Below are 16367 nucleotides of genomic sequence, written 5' to 3'. Positions count from 1 at the left end.
GATGCGCCCACTGCTCGCCAAATTCGTCGTCGCCGCACTCGTCCCAGCGCATGTCCTCTCTTACACTGCGCGTGCTGAGACGCTTGACAGCGGTGAGATTAGGATTGGGGTGCGCGAAGATGCGCGACCCTTCATCTGGCGGGACCAAGACACCAAAGGCTATCTCGGCTTCTTTTGGGATATCTGCACCGAGGCCGTCCAGCGTGCGGGATATCATTTTAGCGAAGAGGGCGTGGACGCAAAGAAACGAGCCGCGTTCCTGAAAACAGGCGACGGCGACTACGACCTGCTTTGCGATCCGACGACAATCACGCTCAAGCGGATGCAGAACTTCGCCTACAACGGGCAGGCACCCTATCTTGCGTTCTCGCCCATCGTCTTCGTGGCGAACGGCTCATACGTCAAGGCGCATCTCGATCCACGTTCGTCAGAGGCAGCCGGAGACCTTCCCAAAGACGCACCGCCCAAACCGACCTGCATGGACGTGTTCAACTGGCTGAAACAGGCAAAGGGCGAAGATCCGAAGACGAGAAGATGGTCGTCGGTGCCCGCGAACCAAGCCACCCCGCCCAGTACGACCCAACCTGCAGCAACCGCCGGAAACGGCCTTCTCGGCTGGCTGGAACAGAAGTTTGATTTCACTCTCCAGCAGCCCACGAAGGAAAACACCGAGAAGAAGAGAACCTTTGAGATCTGGGGCTACGTCAAGGGATCTACGATCGGCGACACGCTGAAAACCAATGCGGCGCACCTGACGCAGGACAACTGGATGATCTGCCCGCGAGAAATCGACTCGCATTCCGAGGCGGCGGAGGAATTTTGTAACGGTCGGCTGGCCCGCTATTTCGGGGATGTCGATATCATCAAGGCCGCACTTGCCGACTATGGCGAACGTACCGGTACCCGTTGTGCTGCCGACACCACACCGACCACGGAAGGCACCTACGAGCCCTACGCCCTCGTGGTCTCATCTCGCCGTTTCCCCGATTTCCCCGAGCGCATCACACTTGCGCTTTACGGCATGTTCGAGGACGGAACCGTCGAGCGGCTGTTCTCAGGTCATTTTCCCGGGACGCAAAAGTCTCAACATCTCGCCACCCTGTTCCGGATCAACAGCATTCCGGCGGGAAGCGACGTGACTGAGAAGCCTGGGTCTGCTGCCGGTGCGCAGCAAGATCCGGTGCATTTGCCCGAGGTTTCGCAAAGCATTTCGAAGACGGACCGCTAGCCGGCGCCGACGACGCCATATGTGGGCCGGGATCCGTAAGCTCAAGAATACGGACGAGGCGACCGGAGTCACGGTCACTGGGACTAACCACCGATCGTCTATTCTCCCTCGGCAGCGTGACCGCAAGCCCGCAAGGGCCTAGAACGTGCCTAGCCGCTCGCTTACCGGCGGGCAGTGCACGATTGCTGGCAATGCTGGTCCGTGAGGACACGTGAAGCGGATTGGACCATGGCAGTAGATCACGGGCACCACCTGGCGATCTCTTTTTTGCGGCGCATTCTCAGGTGGGCCGTCAAGCGAGGCCCGCCTGAAAGTTGCTCGGCCCCAAACGCTGCGGCACGGACGTCCGGCTCCACAAAACCGATGACGGTGCAATGCGGTTGCGAATGTGCAGTGTCGCCTTGACCTCCGGCTCAGGTGAAATCCATTCCAGCTTTGGCTTCACGAGCGGCCAGACGAAAATGCACGGCAAGACCTCCTCGTCTTGCCGTGCATCTTCCCGTCCAGCCCCATGAACCGGGCGTGTAGGTGTTTTCAAACGGTCGCGACCTGGGCAGTCTGAGCCGCGATCACATTGGGCGCCACTGGGCGCTGCCCCCGAACCGGGACATTGAAAAGCGGAGCGAGATTTCTGGGCTTGTAGACTTGCTGCGCGCGCGCCGACGGATTGTCGTCCGGAGAAAAGGAAACTGTCTGCCCATAGCGCGCGATCACGCTTTCATGAAGGGATTCGTTGATCGTGCGTTGAGCGATGCCCTGTCCATCGCGCGGCCGGTAAAGCGTTTCGTAGTAATTCACCCTGAACGGCTTCTCGCAGATTTGCCGGAATGTCGGCGTCAACCGGTCCTTGAGCGACCAGCCTGCACGCGAGTCGTGATGCGGGGCGCTGACGTCGAGTCCTTTCGGGAGCATCGTCCAGTCGATCACAAGCCCGCAGGCCTGCGCCTTTTGCGCCATCCAGACCAGCGGGATATCGGCCAGTGAACGGTCGACATACCCTCCGCCAACGTCTCCATGGCTGCCTGCGAACCAGACCTGCTCTATCGTGCAATTGGCCGGGACGTCGCCTGTCCAGAGCGTCGGCACGAACTCGTCTCGCGACTCATCGATGGCCATCGCGTGGTAGGCGTGGCGCGTTATCTTTGAGGCCGTGGTATTGTGGAATCCATATTCCCTGTAGTTGAAGCCACTGAAAATGTGGCTGGGAACGCCGAGCGCGCCGACCGTGTCCCAGACCCCGAGCATCGTGACTTCGACATCCAGGTGCGCATCCGTCGAATATCTATCAACGAAATCCTTCGGCGACCGGTCCTCGGTGGTTCTGTAATACTGCCAGGCGTTGCGCAGATCCCCGAGCCGCTGCCGTCTGAGAAGTCCGCATGAGGCGATCAGCCCCGCCAGGCTGCGCGCGGAAAAGGCGCCACGCGAGAAACCGAACAGATAGATCTCGTCGCCTGAAACATAGTTCTGGGCGAGGAACATGTATCCGGAGCGGATGTTCTCATCCACGCCAGTGCCGATCGCGCCATCCAAAAGGCGTTGAATTTGCAGGCCGGACGATCCGATACCACGCAGGTACAGGACAGATTGCGGAATACCGCCTCTTTCGTCCTGGCAAGCGCGAATGGCCCTCGCGATCCGCGCGACATTCGTTTCGGAACGGGCACTATCGGCGTCGTTCCAGGTTCCGTCGAAACAAACAACCAAGCGTTTCATCTCTTTTTTCCTTTATGGCCCTGATGTGCGTTTCCCTGTTGTCTTGGCGTGAGCAGCCGCGGTTCTCACGCGGCCGGCGCTTCAAGCCCGCCCCGAAGGGCGCGGACCCATTTTTCAACCTTGCCCATCACGCCCCAGCCGCTGATCGCGGCAAAGACAGGGAAGGCGGCCGTTACAAGCTCGCTGCCGAGCCCTCCGCCAGCATGCGTCGCCGCCGCTGTGGCGCCCGCGTTCGCCGCCCCCTCGATCAAGGGTGCAGCGATCGCCGTGACCGGCGCCAGCTGCGGGAAGAAGATTGGCAGAAGGGTCGTGGCGAGCATGCCGATGGCACCTATCGCGGTCTTGCGGCCGTCGAGCGCATTCCCGAGCGTCTTTCCGAGCGCACCGTTGACCGGCGTCAGGTCAGGGTCGCTGACCGATGCGAGCGGGTCCGGTTTCGCGCCATTCAGGACAACGCCATTGATCGTCGGTTGGGTGACAAGTGCCCGCAAGACATCGACCAGCCAGGTCATGTCGCCCTGGTTCGCGGGCTTGTGTCCGCGCGACATCGCAGCGAGCGCGAGGATCTGTTGCAGCAATTGTGCGGGGTTCGCCTCGGTCGTCGCCGGAGCCGGTGCCGGCTGCGTGATAACAGGCATGGTCGTTTCCTCCTGTGGGACATCGTCCTGATCGACGAGCAAGTAGTAAAAAGTCTCCTGTCCATGCTTCTTCAGCAGACCGTCTACGAGGGTCTTGAATTCGTTCCACTGATGCGGTGGGACCGTCTGGCAACCGAGGCTGGAGGTGGACGTGACGCCGCCGCGGTGGAGATTGATCCAGAAGCGGCCATCCTGCGAATCCGTATCCTCACCGGTTTCATCGCGAATGACCGTGCAGTCGCTGTCCTGCCGGAAGGCGGGATAGGGTCCGTTCTTGCGCCCAAACCCGTGTAGACCGGGTCTGTACCGGATCGCCTGGCGTGGCTTCAGCCGCGCGATACCGCGACCGAAACGGCTGGGGTCCGTATTGGCGTTGAAGTTGTGGACACCGCTCGGCTCGACGATGAAGATCGCGTCGTCGTAGACGCCGCGATCGTTTGCGCTCTCCTTGCCCATCGAGTTGAGGTAGTAGCCGCGCACGGCGACCAACGTCACAGCGTCATCACGCCCCTCTTCCGGGATGAGGTTTCTAAACTCCTGAAGCACGGTGTTCGTGAGCGCGGCGGATTGCTTGGGCCGGTTGAGCGGGAGAAGCTGCGAGATCGGATTGGCCAGCAGTTCTTCGGTGGTCTGTTCTTCTTCCGAGTTCGGGGCACCCCCGAGGAGCGTCTCGATCTGGTCGGCGGTGAAGATTTCGTCCGGGCCGCCCCTGCTCTCCAGAACGCGGATCTTCGGGCTGCCATACTCTCCCTTTGCGAACATGGCTGCTTCACGCTCGCGACGCGCAACCAAGCCGTCGAGCACCTTGCCGTTGCTCTTGTTCCAGCGCGCAAATTCGGCGGCCGCGCCAACAGCGTCTCCGGCATTGAGCTTCTGCGTCAAGCCTGCCTTCGATATCGCGCCCGTATTGAAGTGCCACGACACAAGGGCATCGAACTGATGCTGCGCCAGCGGGGTCCTGACGGCTGCCTGAACCTGCGCCTCGAACTTGGCAAGATCGGTGCGGAAGATGTTGATCGCCTCCGTCAGGGTGATCGTCAGGCCGGAGCGGGGAACAGGTGGACCGGCCGCCGCCGTATGTCCGGCGCCGATCGTCATGGTTCCTGTGCCATCGTTGTAGGCTGATAGGACGATTGCCTCTTCGGCGAGCATGGCGCATATGCCGCGTACACTTGTCTTCACGGAAGCCTCCCATCGTTTTTGTAGCGCGCTGTTGCCCGCTAGTTCTGCCGCGGCTGATGGTCGGTTTACTGTGCGTTCAAGTTGGCACGGTCACGCCACGCGGGACCTGCCAATCGCCCAGACCAACGCCAGGGCATGTCCAACCGCCGTCGGGCTCTGCTTCACATTGGGACAGAGCCGTCAGTTGGTCGTCGGGTTTCGTATGCAACACTATGGAAAAGATCCACCTCGTTAAAAATTCAACGAGAAACGTTCACTTTGGCGATAAAACAAGGATATCCGTCGGATTTTCGGACGAAAATCCCTGACATTTAGTATCGGACATAGCCTTTGACTGAGTTTATTCAGCCAGCCTTCCGATACTTTACATGACGATTGGTGACGAACCTGTTCCAAATGTAACAGTTAAAGCCAAAATGGCTGATTATAATGTTTAAGGATATACGCGATAGCTCGATTTTAGAGCGGGGGCAGCCATGAGCGCCATAGTATATGCCATCGCAAGCATCCCACTGGCTGTGCTGCTTGCCCTGATCCTCAAACATCTGAAGATTGGCGAGAGCACCACCTTCATCGCGCTGCTTCTGCTCCCGCTCGGGGTCTGGGGCATCGCGTCTGGGACGATCAGCGAGTTGTCCGCGGGCGGTGTCGCACTGACGTTTCGCGAGGCCGCTAAATCCGAAGTCAAGCTATTGCCCCTTACGGATGTCGTCGAAAATTTCCAATCGATTGAGAAGGAGGGCGTCGCAGCGATCGAAGGCTTGACGCGCACCCTCACGCCGGGGCGACCGGTAGCGCTTGTCCTCCATCTTGGCCGCCCGGGTTACTACGCCCCGTCGGCCGTCGTCCTCTACCTTCAGGCACTGTCGAGCTTTGATCCGGAATTGACGTTGGTGGTCACGGACCCGGATGGGAAATTCGCCGCAGCCGCCGACGGCCGAGCGGTGATCAGCTACCTGTCGGGCCAGAACGGTTCTGAGACCCAGGCACGATTCCGCGAGGCGCTCGACGCGCCCGACGCCGGCAAACTTCTTGAGCTACCAGGGTTTACGAAGGAAGCGATCGCAGCCGACGCGACGAACGCCGAAGCGCTCACAAAAATGGATCAGCTGGCACGCAAAACGCTGGTTGCCCTGGACCCCGAGGGCCGCCCCAAGGGGTTGGCCAAGCGGGATGCAATCGTCACGTATCTTCTGGTTCAACTGACGACCGATACCGCCAAGACCCCTTGAAGTCACCTACGACCAGCCGGCTCAAAAAGTCGGAGATCAGCGTCCTGCCGTCCCGGTGCATCGCCGTGATCTCGCTCGACGTTCCGATCGTCACCTCGGACTGCCCCGGACGTACCTTCTGAGGGTCCGGATCACGTCGTCGAAGCTGGAAAACGGGCAGTCCGGACGGACCCGGCACACAGGTTTTGCATGCCCAAAAATGCGGGATGAAGTAGCAAATGCCACCGATGGGCACTCCGTTGCGACCGTTGGCGCGGTTCAAACACGAACGAGATGATCGAGCCGCAGAGCGGACGATCGGGCACGAGCATGAGATTGCCTTGTGACGCGACGCCCATCTGCTAATCGATGCGTGTCAGGCATGCCCTTAGCAGCGCTCCACGCCCTTTGCCGCCAAGGTGCCATAGACGTCAGCCGACGTCAGCAACTCCGACAGTTGTTTGGCAATTTCAGTGTTCCTTGGATCGGCGCTGATGCCAATGGCGAAGTCGATGTAGCTTTGGAGTTCCGCCGGAAACCGACCGACAAGCATGACATCGGGAGCGGCAGCGAGAATTGAGGTCACCGGAACGACCGCCAACTCGGCTTCCCCACGGGCTACGGCCAGCGCTGTTTGCCCTCCTGGTGTGCCCACCAGCCTGGGCTTCACCTCGTTCGCTATTCCCAGGCGGTCCAGTAAACCGGAGAAGTAGCCGCCGCTGGTTCCGCCAGCGGCATAGGCGATTGATTTGGCACCCTTTAATGCGTGTTCGAACGCCTCCACGGAACCTAAGTCGAGCAGTCGACTGCCTGCCTTGGCAGCCACACCCATTGCTATCCGGCCAAACGCTACCTGGCTCCCCGCCTTTACCTTTCCCAAAGCGATCAGGTCCTGAACCAGGTTCGGATTGATTATGACGAGGTCAAAAGGCTCCCCAGCCTCAATCTTCTTCTTTACTATCGAATTGAGTTCGAACTTGACCGCAACTGTGTTTCCTGTCGCCGCTTCGAACTGAGATATGATATCGAGGACGGCGGGGCGGACCGCAACAGCGCCAAAAAGTCGGATTTCCTGATTCATGGGGCCACCTGAAATCGGTCGAACGACTTCGATACGTTTAGCCTACTCAGCATCGTGCTGGGAATGCTGAAGCTGCGGACCACGACCAAAGCTGCCAGCGCCGCAGCACTTTTGGTGGCATTTCCTACATAATACCGCAAAAATGCGGGAAGCGGACCGGTGTCCCGCTCCGCTTCGCTTACCTGACAGGGACTCGAACCCGGTGGCACCACAAAATCATTGCCATAAGAGCCAGGAAACACAATCATACAACGAAAATCGGCGTCAGGCCATCCTTAGACGCTACGCGTCAGATTGTTCTGGTCGACGAGCGGCCAGGATGGCGTCACCTTCCAGCCACGGATCCCCGGTCCCTCGATCAGGTTTTCGCGGAACACCCAAAGGTGCGGATCCTCGTCGCCGAACGCGACGACCGAAACCAGGCGGATGCCCATCGTGGCCATCGAAATCCGGTTCTCCGCCACCAGCACCTGGTGACCGATGAAGCCCCAGATGCGGATGCCCTGCGCAAAATACCTGCTGAAATTCGGCCGGGTCGACAGTGCCATCTCGTTGCCCCGGATGCGCAGGGTATCGACATTCCCGACAAGCACACCGTAACCGGCATAGGCTTGCGCGTAGGGCGCCATCAACTCCATGCGGTTGTCGTCGATCGACACCGATCTGGCCCGCACATTCGCGTTGCGCATGTGGCTGACCGCCACCCGCACCCCCACCTGGAAGGCGCGGATTGCATTGCCCCGGATCGCGACATTGTCCATCCGCCGTCCACCGCAGACGATGCCCTGCGCCCCCAGGCTGACCGAGTTTTCCTCAAGCCCCTTCAGCCAGTTCTGGACCGATCCCAGCCCGGCGCGGAGCTCGGCATCCTCCAATACCTTCTTCGCCAGGCCGTAGCTCAGCCCCAGAAGTTCGTCTGCATTTGCGATCTTGGCAGCCGAGCCGCTGCGGGAAATGAGCGTCGTCCAATCCTTCTGGCTGAAGGCACTGTCGAAGGCGACGACCTGCCCGTTCGCCTCGACCACGACCTGTCGCTCAGCACCCGATCTCGCATCGAAGCGCTGCACGACCGGGTCGCTCGAAACGAGGAGCGTGGTGCGCACCTTCGTATTGTCCAGCCCCTCACCATGGGTGCCGAACGAGTCCCCAAGCCGCTTCAATTGCTTGCGAAACACCGGCATCCGGTCGGGGTTCTCTGCCACGGAGGCGACGAGCCCCTGCGCCCAGCGACCGAACGTTTCCTGGTTCTTGAGGTCCGCCGCGGCGGGCGGGTTTGTAGCGACCAGCGCGTCCCAGTCCTTCTGCGGCACTGGACTGTCGAAGGTCATGCGCCATTCCTTGACGCCAATCTCCTTGAAGCCGGTGCCCCGGCCGACATAGCCCTTCACGGGGCGGGTGATGAAGCTGTTTGCGGTCGTGGCTAGCCAGACCTTGTCGGAAAGGAACGCCTTGATGTTGAGCGAGCCCTTGCCCGGCTTGGCGGTCAGGATGTTGCCGGACACATCGACGTCGACGGCATCGGTCACGACGATCCCCTCCTGAAGGTTGCCGACCGTCAGACTGTTGTTGGCGATCCGAACCGATTGCGTGACCCTCAAGCTCTTCAGCGTCTCGCTGTAGCCCCGGACCGTCAGGCAGGTGCGCTCGGTCGAGGTGCCGCCGCCGCAACTCAGCGTGCAGCCATGCACTTCAACCGCGTCGCAGTGACCGAAGTCCAGCGTGCCCTGACGGTGGATCTTCCGACCGGGATCGACCGCGCTGTTGCTGTCGGGCGTTGCAAATTCAAGCCCGCTGACCACAACGCTGGCGCAGGCTGCAAAGGCGATGGCCGCCTCCGTGCGATAGGCCAGAATCTGGACGGTCCCGGGCCCGGCGCCGCTGATGCGGATATGACCAAGACCGGTCATCTCAACGGTGCGCCCGGTGGTGTAGGTGCCCCTGGCAAAACAGATCGAGGCATTCTCGCCCGGCTGGAGCCCCTCCAGCCGGGCCACCCAGTCCTCACCCGGCTGGATGACGATCGTGGTGCAGCCGACATGCTGGAGCCCCGCCAAAGCCTCGATAGCCTTCTGCACCGTATTGGCGAGCGCAAGCGCGGGCGTATTGGCCGGGTTGAAACTGACGTGGGTCGCACGCGCGAGTGTCGCGTTGAAGCTGATGGGCGCATGGGTCGGTGTTCCGGCGGCATCCAGCCGCTGGGCAAAGACGCGCTGCACCCGGTTCGTGCCGTCAAGGCTAAAGGTCACCGACGCCACGCCGGTGCCATCGGTGGTGGCCTCTTGGGTTGGCATGCCGTTACCAAACTGCCCGGCCCCCTCCGCAACGGTGAAACGGATCGTCTCTCCCTGGACCGGTTTATGGCCGCGCACCACCGCGACGGAAAGCTCCTTTGGTAGAGGTACCAAGGCGGCCGCATTCAGGGGATCGTCCAGGGCCTCTTGCCCGTCGCCGCCGGCGTAGAGCACCTGCTTGGCGCGGGTAATCGGCGGGAAAAGCGGGCGGCAATCTTCGGCTACGGTCCAGGCGCCGGCACCGTCGAGCACGAGCCAGGCGAGCGCCGCATAGTTGCGCCGCGGTCCTTCTGCAGGTTTCGGCAACGGTTCGCCGGTGACCGGATTGCGTGGCCATTCCACATCGCCGGACACGGCGCGCGCCGGAATGATCCAGTGATCGCCGGGTTGATACTGACCGGCTTCGAAGCGGATCTGGACACCATTCTCCAGATCTGCCCAATCGGCCGCGGCATCGTCCACCTGCGCCGGAAGCCCGCCTTCCCAACGGGTGACGAATGCCTCCGCCGGAAGCTTGTCTGTGTCCGGGAGACCGTTGTTGAGGAGTGGCGCAAGCGTGAGCGGATCGCGCAGTTCGGCAAGCGAGACGCGTTGGCCGACCACCTCGTCGATCCGGGCGAAGAAGCCAGGCGCCTCCCCATAGATCGCCGCCTGATCGCGGATCTCGATCCAGTCGCCCGCCTTCAACGCGGTCATCTCATCACGGCCGATGCTGTCCACCACCAAGACGCCTGCGTCGATCTCGCGGTATCGCGTGCGGTGAATGGCATTCTCGCGCGACCATTTGTAGAACGCCGCCGCCTCGTCGCCAGCCAGATGGATCTCGACGCGGAAGAGAAAATTGTCGAGACTGCGGTAGCCCGCGGCGGGCGGAAGGTTGCAGGGGCCGGCGCTAAGGTCGGAAAGCTCCGCCCGCGCGCGCATCTCGCCCTGCGCACGGTCGGCAAGGACGGGATCGAACCCCTTTGACAGCGCCGGGCAGGTCAGGTCGGAAGCCTGGTATCCAAGCGCCAGGAGCGCCGCGCGCGCGACCAGCTGGACTTGCCAGATGGTCCGCTCACGATAGGCCGTATCCGGCCCGTCGAAAGCCACCTCGCGCAGCAGCGGTTCATCGAGTGCGGTCACGATCAGATCTGTGGACTTGAGCACGGCCAGGTAGTCGCCGGCCACCGCCGGAAGCGGCGTGCCTGCCCCATATGGTTGCCGCTGGACTGTTGCCGGCCGGAAGGCGCGGGTCACGGCATCACCAAGGGCTGGCGTGGTACGGAAGGTCCGCACGCCGTTCGCATCCTCAGCGAAGTTGCGCACCTTGACGAAAACGCTCAGGCCCGCCGGGTCAGTGCTCAGCACGTCGTCGTCAGCCAGCTCCCCGCCATCGTCGATCCGCCAGACCGCATTGCCGCCGGTGCCCGACTGACGGGTCAGCGAAAAGCCAAAAGGCCAGCGCAGCACATGGCCCACACCTGCCACGTATCCGGTACCAGGGGTGATCACCAGCGTTCCGGTCCCGGCATCCGGGATCAGTCCGAAGCCCGCATCGTCCTCCGGAAAGCCGGCGGGGCCGATGATATCAGCCGCCGTCTCCCGATCCGAGGCGCGCAGGATGTCGCCCTGTTCGTTCCAGTCGGCATCGGTGAACAGGCGGCCCTGCTGCATCCCCACAAGGCTGAAATCCTTGACAGGATCGAAGGTCTTTCTCGAAATATCGCCGGTCATGGCAGGCCTCCTAACTCATGTAAATGAAGCCCGGAACAAGGCCGAATGGCGCAAATTCCTCGATGGCATCGCGGATGTTGGCGCGGCGGGCGGGGTCGCGGTTGGCGTAGCCCACTCCCATCTCCATGCCATCCTCGGCCCCTTCGAGGATGGCCTGTGGCGTGCGCAGGCTTAAGAGTCCGAATTCGGGATCCTGAAAACGGGTCGAGACGAAGACCGGCCGCGGCTTGGGGTCGTCGCTCGCACGCGGCACGCAGCGGTAGCGGCGCGGCAAGACCGAGGTCTCGTCGACATAGCAGAACCGGACGCAGCCGCTCTGCCGGTGCTCGACGGTGATCCGCCCAGTGAGGATGCTGTTTTCCGCCTGCAGGCTGCGGCAGGTGGTGCGGCCAAGGACGGTACTGCCGCTGCAGCTCATGTCCATGAGCGGCACGCGCAGCACCAAGGCGCCAGCCCCTGCCCCGCCGCCACCGGCGCTCTGATCCTCCCCGATGATCGATCGCGTGATCTCGATCGCGCCTGTCGCCTGCGGTAGCTCCACCTTGCCGACAATGCAGCGGTCGAGGACCAGGCCCATCCTGGCATTCTCGGTGGTGGCACGCACCGAATAGTCCAGCGCCGCGCCCGAGGCGCCGACCGTGCAATTGTAAAGCCGGAGTGCCCCCAGATCGCCCCCAGGCCGGGCGGTGAGATTGCCGGTGATCACCAATCCGTCGATCACCAGCGAGCCGGCCGGGTCGTCGCCCGCATCCGCCGCATCGATCATCGCCGGCGCCAGAACAAGAGGCCGCCGGTGCATCGGCGACAATTGGCCCGCAAAGCGGCGACGCACCCCGCCCGGCTCCTCCACCACCGGCCAGGCGGCAGCCACAATCGCCAGCGTTGCGCCTTTCGGCAACGTGATTGCATGGGTGGCGTTCAACGCCTCGACATAGGTGGCGTTGTCCATCACCGCGATGATCCCGCGCGAGCCCGCGGTGGCCTGGGCATTCCAGCGGTCGACCGCATCGCGCAGGCTCGCGACCACCGGCCCACCCTGAAGCGGGTTGTCGGTCACATGGCCCGCCACCTTCGTCACGCCGATCTGCCAGGGCGGCGCCTCGCCGGGCACTACGAGATCGGGCAGCCATTTCTCGAGGCTCGACCGCCGGTCATAGGCGCCGCCGCCGATATCGAAGGGCTGCCCGGTGGCAAAACCGGTCTCGACCGCCTTGCCCTCGTCCGAAGCGTGCAGCGAGATCCGGCCGAGCTCAGGGTCGACCATCACCGTGCCAGCCACGGCCGGCCGCCGCCAGGTGCCGTTTTCGGCCTTTTCCAGATTGCAGCAGAAGAGCTTTTCAGGCGACACCTCCGTGCCGTCCAGACGCACCCGGAACGGCGGGCTCTCCTCAAACCAGCGGCCCGGAGTGGCGCCGTCTGCGCGGGCAGCGTTGAGCGCGGCGAAGACCTCATCACGGGACAATGTCGCAGGCACGGTGCGCGCGGTCATCCGCGCACCCACGCTCAGGTCGGCCGCCGGGCGGTTGACCAACGGCAGGTCGCGTCCCAGCGGATCAAAGGTCAAAAGCCCCGGATCCGGTGCATCGGGACGCGGAACGGCGCCGCCCAGGTACCCTGCGGCTGGATTTTCCACAGGCCAGATCGGTGCCGCCGCGCGCCGCCAAATGAACAGCCCCAGATGCGGAATGTTGTAGCGCCCGGCATAGGCGCCCGGCTGCCCGGCGGCCGGCGAATGCGCCATCGTTGAGAACGGCGACCGGCTGGCGCGGCAGCGCGCGGTGTTGCGCAGGTCGGCAAAGGCCGGTGCAGCCGGCCGCACATGGTTCATATGCTGCGAGGTCGCAAGCCTCTGGAAGAATTCGACCGCCACCACCGACCATCCGGACACTTCGCGCGCCACCTGCTCGATCGCCGCGGCGGTGCCTTTTGCCTGCCGGTTGCGCAGTACATTGGCGACGTATCCGCGCAGAAGCCCTATCTGGTCGGACCCGATCTCGCGCATCGGCCGGGCGCCGATCAGCGCAGCGATGTAGGGCAGTGCCCACGGCTCGCAGGTCTCGACGAACCAGTCGTCGTAGAGCTGGTCTATGTCGCGCTCCAGGATGACCAGCTCCTGTGCCATGATCTCCATCAGCGCCTGAAGCGCACGACCCTCTTCGGCATCGCGCGTGCGGAAATGGCTGGGCAGCCGTTCGAAAAGGTTGCCGGTCGCGCGATTATACATTTGCGGTCTCCATCATCGTCAGGCTGACCGCCGACGGCAGCACGGTCAGCAATTGCGCCGGGGCAAAGTCGTGGCGCTGCCCGCGCTGGCCCGGCCCGACGGCTGGGAGCGAGGGCAGCACCGAGGACAGATCAGCAGCCACGGAACCGGTGGTAGAGCCGTCGAGCAGCACCTCGAGCGCGTCGAGATCGACCGATACGACACCGCGCGCCCGATGCAGCGCGGCAATGACCTCGGCAGCACTCACCGATTGGGCGAGCTTGCGCGCGTCGTAACCGAAAAGCGCCTCGATCTGCTGGCGCGCCCAGAACCTGACGTCCTCGGCGCGGCAGGTCGGATCGGGATAAATCTTGGCCGTCAGGGCAAAGAACCGACGCGCGTAGGGTTGCAAGATCAGGGGACGTGCAGGATCTCGCGCCTTGGCCATTGCATCGGCAAGGTTGGACATCAGCGGATCGCTTGCCGTGAGCTCGGCGTCCGCTTCAGGGGCCACCGTGACATGGATCACCTTGTTCTGCCCTGACCACAGCTCGCACGCCTGGGCCTTGCCGATGCCGGCAAAACTACGCGCAAAATCGGCGTAGTCGGTGAGCGAGACGATGCGCCCGAGGGTCTTGACCGTGCCCGGTGCGGTTTCGCGCGCGCTATCCAGCGTCTCGGGATCGGCCGAGCCTGTTGCGGGCGACGGGTTCACCACTGCGCGCACACCGAGCGGCCGGGTTCTCAGCTGACTGATCGCTTCCTCCGGCACTTCGCCGGCACGGCCGATACCGCTGCGGTACTCCGCCTTTACGTTCAGCAATCCGGTGGGCAGGCGACGCCCGGTCCATCCGTCACCGAAGCGCACATGCGCCTTGCCGTCGTCCGACAGGCGCACCTCGTAGACGGGGTCTTCCGGCCCGGCCTGACCCAGTGCCGTCACCTCCTGCCAGAGCGCTCCGTCGATACGGACCTTCAGGGTCGAGGCGCGACCGGCCTCGTTGGCGGCTGAGACGTAAGTGAGTGGCGGCTTCTTCAGCGTGAAGGTCTGGAACGTCAGCCGGGCGTCGCCGTTCCCGAGGTCTTCGGCCACCGCCTCGCCATGGGTGGCCAGTGCGACATTTGCGTTGATGCGCACGGTGGTGCGGTCATAGGGCCAGGCGGTCTCGCCGATCAGCAACAGCCGGGTGATCCCGTCGATATGCTGGACCTCGCCGATGATATGGGTCTCGCGGCCGGTGATGCCCTCGGCATCGTTACGTGCGCCGGAAAGCGAAACGGGCCGTCCGCGTTCGAGATCGAGATAAAGCCCGTTCAGCTCGACCGAGGTGGACCTCTGCGGCAGCTCCGGCGACAACGGCACACCGGCAAGCGGAAGGTGCGCGCTGACCGCATGGATCTGCGAACCCCGAAACAGGAAGGAATTGTAGATTGTGGTCGAGTCGGTGCCGCCGAGCTCCAACGGTCCGCCATTGGCGGTGCGGAACCCCACGCCGGTCGACTTCCCCGTGATTGCGTAGTCCGCCCGCGATTCCGCCGCCGCATGCACGACCCGCAAACCGAGAGACCCACCCGCGGCGTTTTCGATGATCGCCCAGCCGTTGGGCTGCAATTCCTTCAGCTCGCGGTCGAGGTAGACGTGGGAGGCGCCTTTGTCGATGTACTTTGCCCCCATCCCGTCCAGCCAGATCGTGTTGGGCGATCCACCTGTGGCCCCATCCCAGTTGTGGGTATAGGGACCCTTGTCATAGGTCCCATTGGCCTTGGTGCCATAGTTCACCGTGGCGTGGAGCGGCGCAGTACTGCCGAAGAACCCGGAACTGTCGCGCATGACATGCAGGCCGAGTGCCGGTACCTCGCCATCGTCCTTTTCCGGCGGCGGCAAGACCAGCAGGCGAACCAGCGTCATGATCTTGGCGCGCTGCCAGGATTGGGATTGCACCAGCGCTGAGAGCCCGTCTCCCGACCAGGTCCGGCCGCGCACATGCGTCTCGATTGCCTGAGTGCCCAGCGCGATGCGCATCGAGGGCATGATGCCGATGAGCAGTTTCGCGAGCCGGAAGGGCGGTGCGCGGCGCACCTTCTCGGGCGCGCTGCCGCTTCGCGTCAAAACGACTTTCGTCAGGCCGAAGGCTCGGTCCTCGTTGGCTGATACCACCCGCATCGGTATGGCCGTGACCGGCGCGCCATCGCTCGCCGCCTGCGCCACCGCCAGCAACCGGGTGCCCTTGCGCAGGTTAAGCCCGAGCCCCTTAAGGCAGACCTCGTTCACCGGCAGCGCGTAGAGCACCGGATCGATCTCTTCGTTCGTCTCGTTATCCTCGATACGTTTCGCCAGCGCGGCGGGCAGATCGAGCCGTCGGGTCATCGGGTGGTAGTGTTCCAGATCCGCCTCGGCAGCAATGGTAACGAGGTCAGGATCAGCCAATGTGGCGTCGTCGAAGGAGTTGTCCAGATCGAACAGATAGAGCGTGCCGTTGGCTGTGTCCTCATCACTTTCGAGGTTGTTGTAGAGCACCAGGTTCTGAGGACGCTCGGTTCGGGCGTGAATGTCGTTCCATTCGGCGCGTGCGGTGATCTCTTCGACCGTTTCGAAGATCTGCGGCAGTTTGCCCTTCTCGTGCGGGATCGACATCGCTTGCACACCGATACCGATCTGGACCACGCGATAGGGATTGTCCGTGTCCTCGACCGAGAATGCCAGATGGGCGCTGGACGCCACGCCGGGGGCGAGCTCATAGCCGATCATCCGCGCCAGTTCGAGCACCGAACGGCGCTGGGTGGCAGTCCCGATGAAACCTTCGTTGGCGATGCGCTCCGAATAGAAGGACACCACGTCGCAGGCCATGGCCCAGGCGTCGAACAGGCTGATCGTCGGATCGCGAAGGTCGCGCGTCCGCAACGCCTCCAACGGCTGGAGCTCGGCACCGGTCTCCGGGTCTATCACCCCGTGTCGCGGCAGAAGATGCAGCATTCGCGCCAGCGCCTCGGGCTGGGTCGTGATCCGGTAATCCACCTGTGAAAGCCCGGCACGGTTGGCAGGGCGATGCGGACCGAGGTCGATGCCGCCACACGGCGAGCTTTTGTCGCGCGTTGCCATG

Annotated in this window: 9 protein-coding genes; 2 read left to right on the top strand and 7 right to left on the bottom strand. The window is 63.0% G+C overall.

What is annotated here, in order from left to right:
- Position 1: 1 nt before the first annotated feature.
- The gene (locus IB277_RS30320; protein ID WP_192372419.1) at positions 2 to 1228 is read left to right on the top strand and encodes a transporter substrate-binding domain-containing protein; all 1227 of its coding nucleotides are present in this window, start codon (positions 2 to 4) and stop codon (positions 1226 to 1228) included.
- A gap of 534 nt (positions 1229 to 1762) precedes the next feature.
- Here IB277_RS30320 and IB277_RS30315 read toward each other — a convergent pair.
- Together IB277_RS30315 and IB277_RS30310 are read right to left on the bottom strand one after the other, a co-directional pair.
- Positions 1763 to 2944 (bottom strand): DUF2235 domain-containing protein, encoded by a 1182-nt coding sequence (locus IB277_RS30315; protein ID WP_192372417.1) that lies wholly within the window; start codon positions 2942 to 2944, stop codon positions 1763 to 1765.
- A 65-nt stretch (positions 2945 to 3009) separates the two neighbouring features.
- A complete protein-coding gene (locus IB277_RS30310) occupies positions 3010 to 4764 on the bottom strand; it encodes a lysozyme (protein ID WP_192372415.1) in 1755 nt (584 codons plus the stop codon).
- A gap of 518 nt (positions 4765 to 5282) precedes the next feature.
- On the opposite strand from IB277_RS30310, the gene IB277_RS30305 reads away from it, so the two are divergent.
- Entirely contained in the window at positions 5283 to 5996 is a 714-nt protein-coding gene (locus IB277_RS30305) for a hypothetical protein (RefSeq protein WP_371813711.1), read from the top strand.
- Here IB277_RS30305 and IB277_RS39010 read toward each other — a convergent pair.
- From IB277_RS39010 to IB277_RS30285, 5 genes are all read right to left on the bottom strand, one after another.
- On the bottom strand, positions 5947 to 6174 hold the full coding sequence (locus IB277_RS39010; protein ID WP_371813717.1) for a hypothetical protein: 228 nt from the start codon (positions 6172 to 6174) through the stop codon (positions 5947 to 5949). The genes IB277_RS30305 and IB277_RS39010 overlap by 50 nt on opposite strands.
- Positions 6175 to 6363: 189 nt before the next feature.
- On the bottom strand, positions 6364 to 7056 hold the full coding sequence (locus tag IB277_RS30300) for a substrate-binding domain-containing protein (protein WP_192372413.1): 693 nt from the start codon (positions 7054 to 7056) through the stop codon (positions 6364 to 6366).
- A gap of 275 nt (positions 7057 to 7331) precedes the next feature.
- Positions 7332 to 11063, bottom strand: a complete 3732-nt coding sequence (locus tag IB277_RS30295) for a DUF6519 domain-containing protein (protein WP_060519103.1) — start codon at positions 11061 to 11063, stop codon at positions 7332 to 7334.
- A gap of 10 nt (positions 11064 to 11073) precedes the next feature.
- Positions 11074 to 13287: a hypothetical protein gene (locus tag IB277_RS30290; protein ID WP_060582065.1), complete on the bottom strand. Its 2214-nt coding sequence runs from the start codon at positions 13285 to 13287 to the stop codon at positions 11074 to 11076.
- Positions 13280 to 16366, bottom strand: coding sequence for a putative baseplate assembly protein (locus IB277_RS30285; protein WP_192372411.1), 3087 nt, complete (start codon positions 16364 to 16366; stop codon positions 13280 to 13282). Before IB277_RS30285 ends, IB277_RS30290 begins: the two co-directional genes overlap by 8 nt.
- Between the last annotated feature and the right edge of the window lies 1 nt (position 16367).

The organism is Ensifer sp. ENS07 (genome assembly GCF_014852185.1).
Taxonomy (GTDB): Bacteria; Pseudomonadota; Alphaproteobacteria; order Rhizobiales; family Rhizobiaceae; genus Ensifer; species Ensifer adhaerens.
Note: the sequence above shows the minus strand (reverse complement) of the source record. Positions and strands in the feature narration are given on the sequence as shown.

Excerpts from the sequence above, each read along its gene's own strand:
- IB277_RS30300 (WP_192372413.1), bottom strand. The coding sequence starts at position 7,056 with ATGAATCAGGAAATCCGACTTTTTGGCGCTGTTGCGGTCCGCCCCGCC.
- IB277_RS30290 (WP_060582065.1), bottom strand. The coding sequence starts at position 13,287 with ATGTATAATCGCGCGACCGGCAACCTTTTCGAACGGCTGCCCAGCCAT.
- IB277_RS30315 (WP_192372417.1), bottom strand. The coding sequence starts at position 2,944 with ATGAAACGCTTGGTTGTTTGTTTCGACGGAACCTGGAACGACGCCGAT.
- IB277_RS30320 (WP_192372419.1), top strand. The coding sequence starts at position 2 with ATGCGCCCACTGCTCGCCAAATTCGTCGTCGCCGCACTCGTCCCAGCG.
- IB277_RS30295 (WP_060519103.1), bottom strand. The coding sequence starts at position 11,063 with ATGACCGGCGATATTTCGAGAAAGACCTTCGATCCTGTCAAGGATTTC.
- IB277_RS30285 (WP_192372411.1), bottom strand. The coding sequence starts at position 16,366 with ATGGCAACGCGCGACAAAAGCTCGCCGTGTGGCGGCATCGACCTCGGT.